Annotated in this window: 18 protein-coding genes; 11 read left to right on the top strand and 7 right to left on the bottom strand. The window is 63.9% G+C overall.

Annotated elements, in window-relative coordinates; translation table 11 throughout:
- The first annotated feature begins 63 nt into the window (after positions 1 to 63).
- The 3 genes from LB536_RS08545 (at position 64) to LB536_RS08535 (ending at position 2473) form a co-directional block, all read left to right on the top strand.
- On the top strand, positions 64 to 873 hold the full coding sequence (locus LB536_RS08545; protein ID WP_224591009.1) for a transglutaminase-like domain-containing protein: 810 nt from the start codon (positions 64 to 66) through the stop codon (positions 871 to 873).
- A gap of 119 nt (positions 874 to 992) precedes the next feature.
- Positions 993 to 1946, top strand: a complete 954-nt coding sequence (locus LB536_RS08540) for a cation diffusion facilitator family transporter (RefSeq protein WP_224591007.1) — start codon at positions 993 to 995, stop codon at positions 1944 to 1946.
- 122 nt (positions 1947 to 2068) lie between these two features.
- On the top strand, positions 2069 to 2473 hold the full coding sequence (locus tag LB536_RS08535) for a GFA family protein (protein ID WP_140757374.1): 405 nt from the start codon (positions 2069 to 2071) through the stop codon (positions 2471 to 2473).
- 3 nt (positions 2474 to 2476) lie between these two features.
- Here the strand turns inward: LB536_RS08535 and LB536_RS08530 are convergent, their stop codons facing one another.
- Positions 2477 to 3730, bottom strand: coding sequence for a DNA recombination protein RmuC (locus LB536_RS08530; protein WP_140757375.1), 1254 nt, complete (start codon positions 3728 to 3730; stop codon positions 2477 to 2479).
- Positions 3731 to 3833: 103 nt separating this feature from the next.
- On the opposite strand from LB536_RS08530, the gene def reads away from it, so the two are divergent.
- The 6 genes from def to truA all read left to right on the top strand — a co-directional run bounded on the left by def (position 3834) and on the right by truA (position 7421).
- The gene (gene def, locus LB536_RS08525) at positions 3834 to 4364 is read left to right on the top strand and encodes a peptide deformylase (RefSeq protein ID WP_140811070.1); all 531 of its coding nucleotides are present in this window, start codon (positions 3834 to 3836) and stop codon (positions 4362 to 4364) included.
- Between the two features lie 75 nt (positions 4365 to 4439).
- Entirely contained in the window at positions 4440 to 4727 is a 288-nt protein-coding gene (locus tag LB536_RS08520; protein ID WP_140757377.1) for a plasmid stabilization protein, read from the top strand.
- Positions 4724 to 5149, top strand: a complete 426-nt coding sequence (locus LB536_RS08515; RefSeq protein WP_224591005.1) for a type II toxin-antitoxin system VapC family toxin — start codon at positions 4724 to 4726, stop codon at positions 5147 to 5149. Before LB536_RS08520 ends, LB536_RS08515 begins: the two co-directional genes overlap by 4 nt.
- 42 nt (positions 5150 to 5191) lie before the next feature.
- The gene (fmt, locus tag LB536_RS08510) at positions 5192 to 6145 is read left to right on the top strand and encodes a methionyl-tRNA formyltransferase (protein WP_224591003.1); all 954 of its coding nucleotides are present in this window, start codon (positions 5192 to 5194) and stop codon (positions 6143 to 6145) included.
- Positions 6142 to 6648, top strand: coding sequence for a GNAT family N-acetyltransferase (locus LB536_RS08505; RefSeq protein WP_140757380.1), 507 nt, complete (start codon positions 6142 to 6144; stop codon positions 6646 to 6648). Before fmt ends, LB536_RS08505 begins: the two co-directional genes overlap by 4 nt.
- Positions 6649 to 6671: 23 nt before the next feature.
- On the top strand, positions 6672 to 7421 hold the full coding sequence (gene truA, locus LB536_RS08500) for a tRNA pseudouridine(38-40) synthase TruA (protein ID WP_224591001.1): 750 nt from the start codon (positions 6672 to 6674) through the stop codon (positions 7419 to 7421).
- 31 nt (positions 7422 to 7452) lie between these two features.
- Here the strand turns inward: truA and LB536_RS08495 are convergent, their stop codons facing one another.
- Together LB536_RS08495 and dapE are read right to left on the bottom strand one after the other, a co-directional pair.
- Positions 7453 to 8085 carry a transporter gene (locus tag LB536_RS08495; RefSeq protein ID WP_224590999.1) on the bottom strand — a complete coding sequence of 211 codons (633 nt, stop codon included), beginning with the start codon at positions 8083 to 8085 and terminating at the stop codon, positions 7453 to 7455.
- Between the two features lie 5 nt (positions 8086 to 8090).
- The gene (gene dapE / locus LB536_RS08490; protein WP_224590997.1) at positions 8091 to 9284 is read right to left on the bottom strand and encodes a succinyl-diaminopimelate desuccinylase; all 1194 of its coding nucleotides are present in this window, start codon (positions 9282 to 9284) and stop codon (positions 8091 to 8093) included.
- Positions 9285 to 9407: 123 nt separating this feature from the next.
- Between dapE and LB536_RS08485 the strand changes: the two genes are divergently transcribed.
- The gene (locus LB536_RS08485; RefSeq protein ID WP_224590994.1) at positions 9408 to 10451 is read left to right on the top strand and encodes a 2-dehydropantoate 2-reductase; all 1044 of its coding nucleotides are present in this window, start codon (positions 9408 to 9410) and stop codon (positions 10449 to 10451) included.
- Here the strand turns inward: LB536_RS08485 and LB536_RS08480 are convergent.
- From LB536_RS08480 to dapD, 4 genes are all read right to left on the bottom strand, one after another.
- Positions 10351 to 11127, bottom strand: a complete 777-nt coding sequence (locus LB536_RS08480) for a hypothetical protein (protein WP_140757385.1) — start codon at positions 11125 to 11127, stop codon at positions 10351 to 10353. The genes LB536_RS08485 and LB536_RS08480 overlap by 101 nt on opposite strands.
- Positions 11128 to 11197: 70 nt before the next feature.
- Positions 11198 to 11581 carry a DUF805 domain-containing protein gene (locus tag LB536_RS08475; protein WP_224590992.1) on the bottom strand — a complete coding sequence of 128 codons (384 nt, stop codon included), beginning with the start codon at positions 11579 to 11581 and terminating at the stop codon, positions 11198 to 11200.
- Positions 11574 to 11936, bottom strand: a complete 363-nt coding sequence (locus tag LB536_RS08470) for a DUF805 domain-containing protein (protein WP_140757387.1) — start codon at positions 11934 to 11936, stop codon at positions 11574 to 11576. Before LB536_RS08470 ends, LB536_RS08475 begins: the two co-directional genes overlap by 8 nt.
- 72 nt (positions 11937 to 12008) lie before the next feature.
- Entirely contained in the window at positions 12009 to 12863 is an 855-nt protein-coding gene (gene dapD / locus LB536_RS08465) for a 2,3,4,5-tetrahydropyridine-2,6-dicarboxylate N-succinyltransferase (protein ID WP_140757388.1), read from the bottom strand.
- A gap of 143 nt (positions 12864 to 13006) precedes the next feature.
- Between dapD and LB536_RS08460 the strand changes: the two genes are divergently transcribed.
- Positions 13007 to 13852 carry an LOG family protein gene (locus LB536_RS08460; protein WP_140757389.1) on the top strand — a complete coding sequence of 282 codons (846 nt, stop codon included), beginning with the start codon at positions 13007 to 13009 and terminating at the stop codon, positions 13850 to 13852.
- The last annotated feature ends 85 nt before the right edge of the window (positions 13853 to 13937 follow it).

Genomic DNA, 13937 nt, shown 5'->3' with positions numbered 1-13937 from the left:
TCGCACTGCAGCATCGACCCGTGCACCGCCGGGTGGTCGTCAGGCAGGCCGGTCAGGACGACAATGCGGATCCACATCGGCTGCGAGATGAGCTTCGATTTTCCGCAGGAGACGCCGCTCATCGCGATGCTCAATGTCCACTATTCCCGCGCCTCCGATCTTGAGCGCCCGGATTTCCTGACCTCCAACCCGCCGGTGCCGATTGAAAGTTATCGCGACAGTTTCGGAAACTGGTGCAACCGATTCGTCGCCCCACCCGGGCGTTTCACTTTCGGCACGGATGCGGTGATCCGCGACCCCGGCACATTCGAGATGGGCGAACTGATGGCGTGGCAGCACGAGGTTCGCGACCTGCCGGCGGAAACGCTGCTGTTCCTGCTGCCCAGCCGGTTTTGCAAGGGTGACCTCCTGGCAAGCGAGGCATGGCGGCTGTTCGGCCATACGCCGGCCGGCATCCCGCGCGTGCAGGCGGTGTGCGATTTCGTCCACAACCACATCGTCTTCGATTACGGCAACGCACGGGTGACGCGCACCGCCGCGGAAGCCTGGCGCGAACGGAGTGGCGTGTGCCGCGATTTCGCGCATCTCGCCGTCACATTCTGCCGGGCACTCAATATTCCGACGCGCTACTGCACCGGCTACATCAGCGATATCGGCATGCCGAAGCCCTGGGCGAGCATGGATTTCTGTGCCTGGATGGAGGTTTACCTCGGCGGCCGCTGGCACGCTTTCGATCCGCGCAACAACGCGCCACGCATCGGCCGCATCCTGATCGCCTCGGGCCGTGACGCGGCGGACGTGCCGCTGACCCATATTTTCGGACCAGGTACACTCGCTGGCTTCAAGGTATGGACCGACGAAATCCAGGAATAGCTGGCGTTGTTGCCAGCAGGTTTCGAAGACGTTGAACGACCCGACGATTGGCGCGTTGTGATGGCTGTGCAGCTCCGCGGCGGAGCCGTTGTATCGTACCTCAAAGAGGATAAACCTGCATGGCAGGGCATGGCGGCTCCAGAACGGTCATCTATGCGGCGCTCGCCGGCAATCTCGCCATAGCGCTGACCAAGTTCGCCGCCGCCTTTTTCACCGGCAGTTCGGCCATGCTGTCGGAAGGCGTGCACTCGCTGGTCGATACCGGCAATGGCGGCCTGCTGCTTTACGGCATGCACCGCGCCGCGCGTCCGGCAGACAGTACGCATCCGCTCGGCCACGGCCGTGAACTCTATTTCTGGAGCTTCATCGTCGCCCTTCTGGTCTTCGCGCTGGGCGCCGGCGTGTCGTTCTACGAGGGCATCGTCCACATCATGGCGCCGGAGCCGGTCGCCAACGTCAAGGTCAACTACATCGTTCTCGGCCTGTCCTTCCTGTTCGAAGGCAGCTCCTGGCTGGTGGCACTGAGGGTATTCCGCAAGCAGAAGGGCAAGCAAGGCTGGCTGGAAGCCGTGCAATCGAGCAAGGACCCGAGCGTCTATACGGTGCTGTTCGAAGACAGTGCGGCCCTTCTCGGTCTGACCGTCGCCTTTGCCGGCATCCTGGCGGCGGAGATTTTCGAGATGCCCGAACTCGACGGCGCCGCCTCGATCGGCATCGCGCTCATACTTGGTGCGACGGCAATCTTTCTGGCGCGTGAAAGCAAGGGCCTGCTCATCGGCGAGCCGGCCTCACCCGAGGTGCAGAGGAAGGTGCTGGCGATCGTCCAGCAGGATCCGGCGGTGCAGCGGGCGAACGGTGTGCTGACGGTGCATATGGGACCGGAAGAGATCGTTGCCGCCCTGAGCATCGAATTCGAGGACCATCTGTCGGCGCCTGAGATCGAGGCTTGTATCGAGCGTCTCGAGGCACGGCTGAGGAAGGAGATGCCCGAAATCACGCGGCTGTTCGTCAAGCCGCAGACGTCAGGCACCTGGGAAACGCGGCGCAAGCTGATCGAATCCGCGTCCGGATAGAGTTTGGCCATGATCCGAAAATCCTCGCTTCCTGATCATGCCTTGGCTCTGGACCAGCGCCGCGCCGTTGCCTCGCGTCCCGGCGCCGCTAAGATCACCTGATCAATGTTGGAGGAACGACGATGAAAATCGACGGCGGATGTCATTGTGGTGCCATCACCTATGAGGCGGAGGTCGACCCGGAGAAGACCTCGATCTGCCATTGTACCGATTGCCAACAGCTGACCGGTACGGCCTTTCGCGTCTCGGTGCGGGCGCCCGAAGAGGATTATCGGATCACCAAGGGCACACCGAAGGTCTACGTCAAGACCGGGTCCAGCGGCGCCAAGCGCGCCCAAGGTTTCTGCGGCGAGTGCGGCTCGCATCTCTATGCGACGTCGGTCGGCGACGGCCCGAAGGTCTACGGCATCCGCGTCGGCACGGCGCGGCAGCGCGAGGAACTCGTCCCGAGGCGGCAGTTCTGGCACCGTTCAGCGCTGCATTGGCTGCCGGAATTCGAAGGGATGACGATCGTCGAAGAGCAGTAGCGTTCAGTCGTCGCCTTCGACGACCCTCAACCTCAGCTGTCCCGTCTTGGAATCGGCCACGCGCGGTGCGGCCTCGACCTTGGCGGCGTCGCTGCGCGGGGCGTCGGGCTCGCCTTCCCCGAACTCCAGCGCCTCGATCTTCTGGCCGCGCTTGGTCACTTTCGAGGTCGAGACGAGGATGTCATCGATGTCCTTGGCCGACTGGCCGAAATGGCCCTGCAATTTGCGCACCCGCTCGTCGACACGCTGGACGTCTTCCATCAGCCTGATGACTTCGCCCTGGATCAGATGCGCCTGTTCGCGCATGCGGGCGTCCTTGAGGATCGCCTGGATGACCTGGATCGACAGCATCAGCAGCGAAGGCGAGACGATGATGACACGGGCGCGGTGCGCCTTCTGGACAACCGTCTCGAAATTCTCATGGATTTCGGCGAACACCGATTCCGACGGCACGAACATGAAGGCGGTATCCTGCGTCTCGCCCTGGAGCAGGTATTTCTCCGAAATGTCGCGGACATGGACCTCGATGTCGCGGCGAAAGGCCTGGGCCGCGACCTTCTGCAGGTCGGCCCCGTCGGCGGCGCGGATGGCATTCCACGCTTCCAGCGGAAATTTGGCATCGATGGCAAGCGACGGCGCGCCGTTCGGCATTTTCACCAGGCAGTCCGGCCGGCTGCCGTTCGACAGCGTCGCCTGGAATTCATAGGCGCCATGCGGCAGGCCGTCGGCGACGATCGCCTCCATGCGCGACTGGCCGAAGGCGCCGCGCGTCTGCTTGTTGGAGAGGATCGCCTGGAGTTGAACGACCTGGCCGGCCAGCGACTGGATGTTGCCTTGCGCGGTGTCGATGACCGCCAGCCGCTCCTGCAGTTTCGTCAGGCTCTCATGTGTGGATTTGGTCTGCTCGGTCATGGTCTGGCCGATGCGGCCGGTCATGGCGTCGAGCCGCTGGCCGATCGATTGCGTCAATTCGGCCTGCCGGGCGCCGAACACTTCGGCAATGGCCCCCATGCGGCCCTGCATTTCGGCCTGTGCCTGCAAAATACCAGCCATGCGCGCCTCCGCGTCGCGGGCATGGTCGGCGGCTTCCGCAGCGGCGACCGCGCGCGCCTTGGCCGACCGCCACAGCGCAGCGACGAGCGCCACGAACAAGCCGAGAAACAGCAATGCGCCGAAGGCCAGCGCGTGGCCGAGCGTGATTGTCGAGGCGCCGAGCCGTACGACAGGCTCCGAAAGGATGGTGCTCAGATCATTCATGTGGACAGCATAGCCGATTCGGCAGGCTGGCACAGATCAAAACGTGAACGAGGCTCAGGCGCACCGGTTGACGCCTTTCTTTTGAGGTCTTAGGTGAAACGCCATGCCGATCAAGCCGCTCATCATCCTTCCCGACCCCGTCCTGCGCCAGGTTTCCAAGCCGGTGGAGCGCGTCGACGCGCCCTTGCGCAAACTGGCCGACGACATGCTGGCGACCATGTATGACGCGCCCGGCATCGGGCTGGCGGCAATCCAGATCGGCGAACCGCTGCGCATGCTGGTGATCGACCTCGCCAAGGAAGACGAAACGCCGGCGCCGCACGTCTTCATCAACCCGGAGATTCTCGAAAGCGCCGACGCGCGGTCCGTCTACGAGGAAGGCTGCCTGTCGATCCCGGATTACTACGCCGAGGTCGAGCGCCCGGCCTCGGTGCGTGTCAGATATCTCGACCGAGACGGCAAGCTGCAGGAGATGGAGGCCGAAGGGCTGATGGCGACCTGCCTGCAGCACGAGATCGACCATCTCAACGGTGTGCTGTTCATCGACCACATCTCGAAGCTGAAGCGCGACATGGTGGTGAAGAAGTTCAAGAAGCTCGCCAGGGACAAGGCGCCAGGCAAGCTGGTGGGATAGGCGCAACGCGAGCGCAGAATCCATTGAGCAGCAGTCCTCGTCGTGATATCATTGATATCAACGCTGGAGAATTGCATGGGCGATATGCTGATCAGGGACATCCCCGAACCGTTGAAACGCGAAATCGAACAGGCTGCACGAAGCGGCGGCCAGAGCTTGTCCGGCAAAGCGATCGATCTTTTGCGTAAAGGCATGGTCGCCGAAAAGGAGGCCAAGCCAGAGCCCGGTCTGTCGGCATGGGACAACATTCGCTCCGCGTTCGCGACTGAAAACGCGATCGACGACGAGTTCGCCGAGATCATGGACGAGATCGAAGCGGACAGAAAACGCGACTTTGGGCGCCCGGTTGGGGACTTCGAGTGATCGTCCTCGATACCAACGTCATTTCCGAAACGAGTAGGACGGCACCCGACGCAAACGTGGTCGAATGGTTTCGCAAACAGGAGTTGCTTGACCTCTATCTGTGCGGCCCCGTCGTCATGGAGCAATCCTTCGGTGCCGAACGGTTCCTGAACAAGACCGGCTCCGATCGCCATGTCCGTGCTCTCGATCACCTGATCTCGAAACAGTTCTCCGGTCGTGTCGTCGAATTTGCCGGCTCTATCCCCCGCCTTGCCGGCAAGCTCCGGGCGACGCGGGAACGGCTCGGGCGCCCAATCAGCCTTGCTGATGCCATGATCGCCGCGATCTGTCTCGCGCATGACGCTACGCTGGCAACCCGCAATGTTCGCGACTTCGACGGGCTTGACCTTAAGCTCGTAAACCCGTTTGAAACGAGTGCCTGAGCCGGGTCACGGCAAGGCAGGAACAAGGCCGCAAAAAAGAAAATGCCTCTTCGCGTCATCTTCATGGGCACGCCGGAGTTTTCGGTGCCGACGCTGCGCGCGATCACTGAAGCCGGGCATGAGGTAGCAACTGTCTATACGCAGCCGCCGCGCGCCGCGGGCCGGCGCGGGCTGGAGCTGACGCCGTCGCCGGTGCAGCGCGAGGCAGAGCGGCTGGGCATCGAGGTGCATACGCCGACATCGTTGAAGGGCGAGGTCGAACAGGCCGCTTTGGCCGCCCTTGGCGCCGATATCGCCGTGGTCGTTGCCTATGGACTGCTGTTGCCCAAGGCGGTTCTGGAGGCGCCACGGCTTGGCTGCGTCAACGGCCATGCATCGCTTTTGCCACGCTGGCGCGGCGCCGCGCCCATCCAGCGCGCCATCATGGCCGGCGACACCGAGACCGGCATGATGGTGATGCGCATGGAGGAGGGCCTCGACACCGGTCCGGTGGGATTGGTTGAAAAATGCGCCATCGACCCCGATATGACAGCCGGCGATCTGCATGATCGGTTGATGAGCGTTGGCGCTGCCCTGATGGTGGAAGCACTGGCGCGGCTGGAACAGAACACCCTGACATTTGCCGCGCAAGCGGCCGAAGGGGTGACTTACGCCAGGAAAATCGATAAATCCGAGACGCGCGTGGAGTGGACACGGCCCGCGGCCGAGGTCCACAACCACATTCGTGGCCTATCGCCCTTTCCCGGCGCCTGGGCCGAGATTGACATTGGCGGCCGCTCGGAGCGGCTGAAACTGCTTCGCTCGACGCTGTCCGAAGGCCTGTCGCTTTCGGAAGATTTGGGCGAGTCGGGAGGAATTCTCGATGACCGGCTGACTGTCGCCTGCGGAAAAGGCGCGGTCAGGCTGGTCGAAGTTCAACGTGCGGGCGGAAGGCCCGCCGCCGCGTCGGAGTTCCTGCGCGGAGCCAAGATCGAAAAAGGACTGAAATTCTCATGAGCATGATGTCGATACGCGCGGCGACGCCGCGGGACCGCGAGGCCATTCGCCTCGTCGAGGAACACGCTTTCGGCCAGCAAACGGAGGCCGGGCTGGTCGACGCGTTGGTGACCGGCGGTGACGCCGTCGTCGAACTGGTGGCGGAAGAGGACGGCCAGGCCGTTGGCCACATCCTGTTTTCGCGGCTGTTCGTGCAGAACGGCGGCAAGAGTTTCGCCGCCGTGGCGCTTGCCCCGCTGGCGGTGGAGCCGTCTTTTCACGGCTCCGGCATCGGCGGCGCACTGATCCGCGAGGCTCACATCCGGCTCAAGGATGCCGGCGAGACGCTGGCCGTTGTGCTGGGCGATCCGGCCTATTACGGCCGTTTCGGCTATAGCCACGCCCGCGCTGAAAAGTTCGAAAGCGAATACCAAAGCGAAGCGCTGCAGGCGCTGGCCTGGGGCGACGCACCCGAAGCCGGCAGGCTGGTCTACGCCTCCGCCTTTACCGCTCTCGCCGCCTAGGCGAGAGCGTATTTCCGACCGGCATGCCGCGTTTTCGCCTCGATATCGAATATGACGGCAGCCTGTTTGCCGGCTGGCAGCATCAGGCCGACCAGCCTTCGGTGCAGCAGGCGATCGAACAGGCGATCGAGAAATTCTGCGGCGAAGAGGTCCGGCTGCGCGCCGCCGGCCGCACCGATGCCGGCGTGCACGCGACCGCGCAGGTGGCGCATGTCGACCTTGCCAAGGCGTGGCCTGACGACAAGGTGCGCGATGCCGTCAATGCACATCTGCAGGCGGCCGGCGCGCGCGTCGTCATCCTGAAGGCCACGATCGTCCCGGACGATTTCGATGCCCGTTTCTCGGCCACTGGCCGGCACTATCTCTACCGCATCCTCAACCGGCGGGCGCCCTCGGCGCTGGAGAAGGGTAAGGTATGGTGGGTGCCCAAGCGGCTCGATGCCGCCGCCATGCACGAGGCGGCGAAACTCCTGCTCGGCCGGCACGACTTCACCACCTTCCGCTCGACCCAGTGCCAGGCCAACAGCCCGGTCAGGACACTGGAGCGGCTCGATGTCAGCCGAACCGGCGATGTGATCGAGGTGAGAGCCTCGGCGCGGTCCTTCCTGCACAACCAGGTGCGCTCCATGGTCGGCTCGCTCAAGCGGGTCGGCGACGGTGGCTGGACATCAGGCGACCTCAAGGCGGCGCTCGAGGCGCGAGACCGCGCCGCCTGCGGCCAGGTGGCGCCGCCCGACGGCCTTTTCCTGATAGGCGTCGATTATCCCGAATAAAACCCCGGTTCTATCCCGGATAGAACGAGTTCTACCCGGGATAGACTCGCGAAAGGCTCTGAGCCCCGACATTGTCCGGCACGGTGATGCCGAGCAGCATCTGCAGCCCGAAAAGTACCAGCAGCGAAGCGATGAACATGCCGACGAAAACGGCGGTGCCGACCGCCGCGCCCCTGCCGATCGTGGCGTTGGTCATGCGCCAGGTCAGCACCATCGACAGGGAAAACAACAGCAGAGACACAAGGCTCGAGACCTGGCTTGTCGACGACAGGAAAAGCCTGATCAGCGCCGAGGGCAGCATCAGCCAGGCGGTGATCGCCGAGGCCCAGTTGCTGGCGACGACATAGTGGACGAAGCGCCCGCCGATGCCGGCGCGCGGCGCCACCAAGGCGAGCGCGACCAGCGGCAGCACCCAGGTGCCGATATCGACCGTCGCCAGCCGCACCAGCATGGAGAAGCGGCCGGCGAAGGCATCGGGATCGCCGATCTCGTTGGCGATGCCGACCCAGCCGACGATCAGCGCCGGCGCCGCGACGATGATGGCGAAGAACGAATTCCAGAAGCCGTCGGCCGACAGGTCGAGCAGGCGCAGCCCGTCGACCTTGCCGAGCATCAGCCGCCAGGCGCCGGTCAGCGAAGCTTGGGTTTCGTCCGCCGAAAGCATGCCGGTCAGCCCTGTCCGAACCAGTCGTCGATGAAGCGCTGGTAGATCCGCGTCAGCGTTTCGAGATCGGCGATGGCGACGCGCTCGTCGACCATGTGCATGGTCTTGCCGACAAGGCCGAATTCGACCACCGGACAATAATCCTTGATGAAGCGCGCATCCGACGTGCCGCCGGAGGTGGACAGCGCCGGCTTTTTGCCGACAACCGTCTTGACCGAGCCGCTCAGCGTCTCGACCAGCCTGTCGTCGCGGGTCAGGAAGACGTGGCTCGGCCGGTCGCGCCAGACGAGGTCATAGTCGACCGGCGACTTCTTGCCCGGCCGGTATTTCTTGCGCCCTGCCGCCTGATCGAGGCGGTTGTGGATTTCCGCCTGGACCGTTTCGGCCGTCCAGGTGTCGTTGAAGCGGATGTTGAAGGTGGCGGTCGCCTTGGCAGGAATGACATTGGTGGCTGGATTGCCGACGTCGATGGATGTCACCTCCAGATTGGTCGGCTGGAAATCCTTGGTGCCCTTGTCGAAGACCGGGTGCAGCAAGGCATCCACCAGGCTCATCAGGCCGCGCACCGGATTGTCGGCAAGCTGCGGATAGGCGGCATGGCCCTGGCGCCCATTGACCGTGATGCTGCCCGACATCGAGCCGCGCCGGCCGATCTTGATCATGTCGCCGAGCGTGTCCGGATTGGTCGGCTCGCCGACGATCGAGGCGTCCCATTTCTCGCCTTTGGACGCGGCCCATTCGAGTAGCTTGACCGTGCCGTTGATGGCAGGCCCTTCCTCGTCGCCGGTGATCAGCAGCGACACCGAGCCCTTCGGGCCGCCATTTGCCTCGATATGGCGCGCCACCGCCGCGATGAAGCAGGCAATGCCGCCCTTCATGTCGACGGCGCCGCGGCCATACATCTCGCCATTGGCGATCTCGGCGGCGAAAGGCGGATGTGTCCAGGCGGCTTCGTCGCCGACAGGCACCACGTCGGTATGGCCCGCGAACATCAGATGCGGGCCGTTGCCGGAGCGCCGTGCATAGAGGTTCTCGATATCCGGCGTGCCGTCCTCGGAGAACACCGGTCGATCGACCAGGAAGCCGAGCGGTTTCAGCATTGCCTCCAGCGCGCTCAGCGCGCCGCCTTCGGCTGGTGTCACCGAGGCACAGCGGATGAGAGAGACGAGGTTTGCGGCGGGATCAGTCGGGAGCGTCATGGCAAAAGCGATAGTCGAAAGCGAAAGGCCTGTCACGGCCAGACATAGGGTCAAGCCAATGGCCGGCGATACCGCCGACATTATGGTTTTCATGTCGTATAGTGGCCTTGTGCGGAGCAAGAGATGACGAACGGGGAAAAGAGGATCGTCATTGCCGGCGCCGGCAGCATTGGCTGTTATGCCGGCGGCTGCCTGGTGCTCGCCGGCCGGCAGGTTGTCCTGCTCGCCAGGCCGCGCATCGAGGCAGCGCTGCGGCAGGACGGATTGCGCGTCGGCGACCTCCAGGGCCGTGATCGCCTGATCAAGCCGGAAGCGCTTGCCGTCACCGCCGATCCTGCTGTCGCCTTGCCGGCGGCCGATGTGATCCTGGTCACCGTCAAGAGCGGCGCCACGCAGGATATGGCAGCCCTCATCAAGGCCTATGCCCGTCCCGACGCCGTGGTGGTGAGCCTGCAGAATGGCGTCGACAATGCCGACAGGCTGCGCGCGGCGCTTGGCCGGCAAACCGTTCTGGCCGGCATGGTGCCGTTCAATGTCGTGCAATCGGCCGATGGAGAGCTGCCGCTGCGCGTCCACCGCGCCAGCAACGGCAAGGTGATGGTCGAAGACGGTGCTGCCGGCCTTGCCGGCCTTCTCGACGTCGAAGGCCTCGCTGTCGAAACACATGGCGACATGAAGGCCGTGCTGTGGGGCAAGCTTCTGATGAACCTGAACAATGCGCTGGTGGCGCTGTCAGGCCTTCCGCTGGCAACCGAGCTTGCCGACAGGCGCTGGCGGTTGATCTTGGCCGCCCAGATCGACGAGGCGCTGCAAGCGATGAAGGCCTCCGGCATCGCGCCGGCGCGCATCGCCGGCCTGCGCCCTGCACTGCTGCCGAAGATGCTCAGGCTGCCCGACTGGCTGTTCAAGCTCCTGGCGCGGCGCATGCTCGCGATCGACCCCGAGGCGCGCTCGTCCATGTGGGACGATCTGCGGCGCGGCCGGCCGACCGAGATCGACGACCTGCAGGGTGCTGTTTTGCGGCTCGCTGAGAAAGCCGGCACGCCGGCGCCGACGCTCCAGCGGATCAGCGCCCTGGTGCGCGCGGCGGAGTCCGAGCGGCTCGGCTCGCCGGGCCTGGTGCCGGAGAAGGTTCTGGCGCCGCCGGCCGGCCGTCGATCAGCGTGATCTTCTGCCAGATTTTGCGCGACAGGTTGGACGCCAGGTTCTCGATGTCGTTGACGCCGTCGATGACGACGGCGTCATTGACGGACTGGGCGAACAGCGCCGCGATCTTGCCGGTGATCGACAGCATTTCGGAGCAATAGTCGAGATAGCGCGCGAGATCCGCGGCATTAGTGATGCGGGCGGGCGAATGCGAAGTCGGCTTGAAACTGGCCGACAGCGCCGCCGGATCCTTGGTCAACTGGTGCATGTCAATGACGTGGATCAGCGAGCGCAGGCCGTGCAACTGACGAAACACCTGCTTGCGCTTGATGCGCTCCTCGGTGCGGATCAGGGCGAGGAAGCCGAGCACGGCGAGGATGATCATGTTGATCGTGGCTTCGATGCCTTGCACCGACTGAACCGCGTCGTCGGACTGGGAGATGTGAATGAGCGGCAGGATGGTCCCGACGAACAGGAAGATCAGCGCGCCCGCGACGACGGCGGCGGCGATGATGCCACGCAGCCACCAGATAGGCGCTTCCAGCGCCTTGGCGGCCTTGGCCAGATCGCGCGACAGCGACACCAGTTCGGCGGCGACGCCGCGCAACCCGGCGTCCGGGAAACGGTCGGCGACGCGGCCGTCAAGCCGCTCGGCGGTTTCGATGATCAGTTTCGGATCAAGCGTGCGGTAGCGCATGGCGAGATATCCGACCGGCCGCCTGGAGCATGCCGAAAAGTGTGACGCGGTTTTCGGACGACATCATGCTCTATTTCTTCGGTTCAGCCGGCTCGTTGGTGCGCCGGCCGTAGCGGTTGGGCCCAGGCTGCCCAGGAAACAGGCACAACACAAGGAAGGCGACGATCGAGACGACCGGTACGAACAGGATCAGCGCGGCGATGCCCGGCTTGTCGAGGTCGTGCAGACGCTTCACCGCCAGCGCGATGTTCGACCACAGCGAGGCGATGAAGGCGACGAAGAAGATGAACGACCACATGTTGCTCTCGGCCGAGCCCTCCGGCACCAGCGTGAAGCGGTACAGCGGGAACGCCTGGATGATGGCGACGAGCAATCCGCCAAGAAAATAGGCCGCGCGGCTGACGCGGCCCGAGGTCTTGAAGAAAAGCCAGGTGAGATCCGATCTTTCAGGCAAGCGGGTCCGATCCATATTGATTGGCGCCCCTGGTGCCTTCGAGGATGCCGAGTTCGACCAGCAGCCAGATGCCGCCGATGACGGGTACGAGGCCGATCAGCGTCCACCAGCCCGACTTGTTGCGGTCGTGCCAGCGTTTGGCATAGAGGGCAATCGCAAAATAGATCGATGCCAGCGCGAAGAGGATGCCGATGATGCCGACCTGGGCACCGCTGGCCGTGGTGAAACGGGTGCCGAGGATCGCGTCGAGAATGAAAGCTATAACGCCGATAACGATGAATACCCCGATGCCAGCCCAGAACTTGCCCCGGTTGATGCGACCATCAAAGCTTGTGAGCAGATATTTCCAGTCCATGTCACCCCTCCATGTTGAACCAGCGCGACCGATCGTCGCGCCGGCGGAAGGTGCGCCTGCCCGGCGGAAAGATCAATCGCGCAGCAATTCGTTGATCGAGGTCTTGGACCGGGTCCTGGCGTCGACCCGCTTGACGATGACGGCGCAATAGAGACCTGGGCCCGGTTCGTTGTTTGGAAACGGCTTGCCCGGCAGCGATCCGGCGACGACGACCGAATTCGGCGGCACCTCGCCATAAAAGATCTCGCCGGTGGCGCGGTCGACGATCTTGGTCGACTGGCCGATGAAGACGCCCATGCCGAGCACCGAGCCTTCGCGCACGATGCAGCCCTCGACCACTTCGGAGCGCGCGCCGATGAAGCAATTGTCCTCGATGATGGTGGGGCCGGCCTGCATCGGCTCCAGCACGCCGCCGATGCCGACGCCGCCCGAAAGGTGGACATTCTTGCCGATCTGGGCGCAGGAGCCGACCGAAGCCCAGGTATCGACCATGGTGCCGCTATCGACATAGGCGCCGACATTGACGAAGGACGGCATCAAGACGGCGCCGGGCGCGACATAGGCCGAACGGCGCACGATCGACGACGGCACGGCACGAAAGCCCGCCTTCTCGAAATCGACGGCGCTCCAGCCGTCGAACTTGGACGCCACCTTGTCCCACCACACGGCCTCGCCGGGGCCGCCCTTGATGATTTCCATCGGATTGAGCCGGAAGGAGAGCAGCACGGCCTTCTTCAGCCACTGATTGACGTGCCATTTGCCGTCGGCCTGCCGCTCGGCGACGCGGGCGGTGCCGCGGTCGAGCAGGTCGAGTGCCGACTGGATGGCGTCGCGAACCTCGCCGCGGGTCGCGGTCGAAATGGCGTCGCGTTCCTCGAAGGCCTTGTCTATGGTCTTTTCGAGGCTCGCCAGATCGGGCTTCGACATGAATTCGCTCCATTACCAAGCTGTTAAGGGGCTGCGCCTTAACCTGTTTAAAAGTCGCGCGGACCCTATGTTAAGGCTCAATGGGGGTCAATCGCAGCTGCGTCACGGGACGACGCAAGTAAAGGAATGGACGGGTGGATTCGATGACTCCCATGGAAAAGGCGGGATGGACGCCGCTGCCGCATTCGGACGAGGATCTGGAGCGGTCGAAAAGCGTGCCGGACACGCCGCAGACGCGGGCCGAAACCTACCGCCTGGCCTGGAACGATCCCGACTTCATGACGCGGCGCGAACTGCGCGCGGTCAGGCTGCAACTGGAGCTGCTGAAGCCGGAAATGATCCTGGCCGAGCGCGGCATCCGTTCGACGGTGATCCTGTTCGGCGGCGCGCGCCTGCCCGAACCCGGCGGCGAGGCCTGGGCGGCCAAGAACGAGACGCAGAAGAAGAACCTCGAGGAAAACAGCAAATATTACGAGGAGGCGCGCAAATTCGCCCGCCTCTGCTCGCGGCAGTCGGCCACTTCATATTATCGCGAATATGTCGTGGTGACCGGTGGCGGGCCGGGCGTTATGGAAGCCGGAAACCGCGGCGCCGACGATGTCGGTGCGCCGTCGATCGGGCTCAACATCGTCTTGCCGCACGAGCAGGCGCCGAATCCCTATGTGACGCCGGAGCTCTGTTTCAACTTCCACTATTTCGCCATCCGCAAGATGCACTTCGTCATGCGCGCCAAGGCCGTGGCGGTGTTTCCCGGCGGGTTCGGCACGATGGACGAGTTCTTCGAGACGCTGACGCTGATCCAGACCGGACGCATGGAGCGTGTGCCGGTGATCCTGTTCGGCAAGTCCTTCTGGAAGCGGGCGATCGACCTCGACTTCCTCGCCGAGCAAGGCACCATCAGCCCGGGCGACCAGGACATCATCGATTTCGTCGACACCGCCGAGGAGGCCTGGAGCATCGTCAGCCGCTTCTACAAGCTAGGGGAATAGGAATTGGGGGAACAAGGGAAATGAGGGAACTGGGGAAATGAGGAATTGACGAAATAAGGGGCACAGTCTTGCGTCCCGACCAATT

The organism is Mesorhizobium sp. ES1-3, assembly GCF_020164795.1.
Classification (GTDB): Bacteria; Pseudomonadota; Alphaproteobacteria; order Rhizobiales; family Rhizobiaceae; genus Mesorhizobium.
Note: the sequence above shows the minus strand (reverse complement) of the source record. Positions and strands in the feature narration are given on the sequence as shown.

Coding starts and splice junctions, on each gene's coding strand:
- LB536_RS08545 (WP_224591009.1), top strand. CDS start 64: ATGCGGATCCACATCGGCTGCGAGATGAGCTTCGATTTTCCGCAGGAG.
- LB536_RS08540 (WP_224591007.1), top strand. CDS start 993: ATGGCAGGGCATGGCGGCTCCAGAACGGTCATCTATGCGGCGCTCGCC.
- LB536_RS08535 (WP_140757374.1), top strand. CDS start 2,069: ATGAAAATCGACGGCGGATGTCATTGTGGTGCCATCACCTATGAGGCG.
- LB536_RS08530 (WP_140757375.1), bottom strand. CDS start 3,730: ATGAATGATCTGAGCACCATCCTTTCGGAGCCTGTCGTACGGCTCGGC.
- def (WP_140811070.1), top strand. CDS start 3,834: ATGCCGATCAAGCCGCTCATCATCCTTCCCGACCCCGTCCTGCGCCAG.
- LB536_RS08520 (WP_140757377.1), top strand. CDS start 4,440: ATGGGCGATATGCTGATCAGGGACATCCCCGAACCGTTGAAACGCGAA.
- fmt (WP_224591003.1), top strand. CDS start 5,192: ATGCCTCTTCGCGTCATCTTCATGGGCACGCCGGAGTTTTCGGTGCCG.
- LB536_RS08505 (WP_140757380.1), top strand. CDS start 6,142: ATGAGCATGATGTCGATACGCGCGGCGACGCCGCGGGACCGCGAGGCC.
- truA (WP_224591001.1), top strand. CDS start 6,672: ATGCCGCGTTTTCGCCTCGATATCGAATATGACGGCAGCCTGTTTGCC.
- LB536_RS08495 (WP_224590999.1), bottom strand. CDS start 8,085: ATGCTTTCGGCGGACGAAACCCAAGCTTCGCTGACCGGCGCCTGGCGG.
- dapE (WP_224590997.1), bottom strand. CDS start 9,284: ATGACGCTCCCGACTGATCCCGCCGCAAACCTCGTCTCTCTCATCCGC.
- LB536_RS08485 (WP_224590994.1), top strand. CDS start 9,408: ATGACGAACGGGGAAAAGAGGATCGTCATTGCCGGCGCCGGCAGCATT.
- LB536_RS08480 (WP_140757385.1), bottom strand. CDS start 11,127: ATGCGCTACCGCACGCTTGATCCGAAACTGATCATCGAAACCGCCGAG.
- LB536_RS08470 (WP_140757387.1), bottom strand. CDS start 11,936: ATGGACTGGAAATATCTGCTCACAAGCTTTGATGGTCGCATCAACCGG.
- dapD (WP_140757388.1), bottom strand. CDS start 12,863: ATGTCGAAGCCCGATCTGGCGAGCCTCGAAAAGACCATAGACAAGGCC.
- LB536_RS08460 (WP_140757389.1), top strand. CDS start 13,007: ATGACTCCCATGGAAAAGGCGGGATGGACGCCGCTGCCGCATTCGGAC.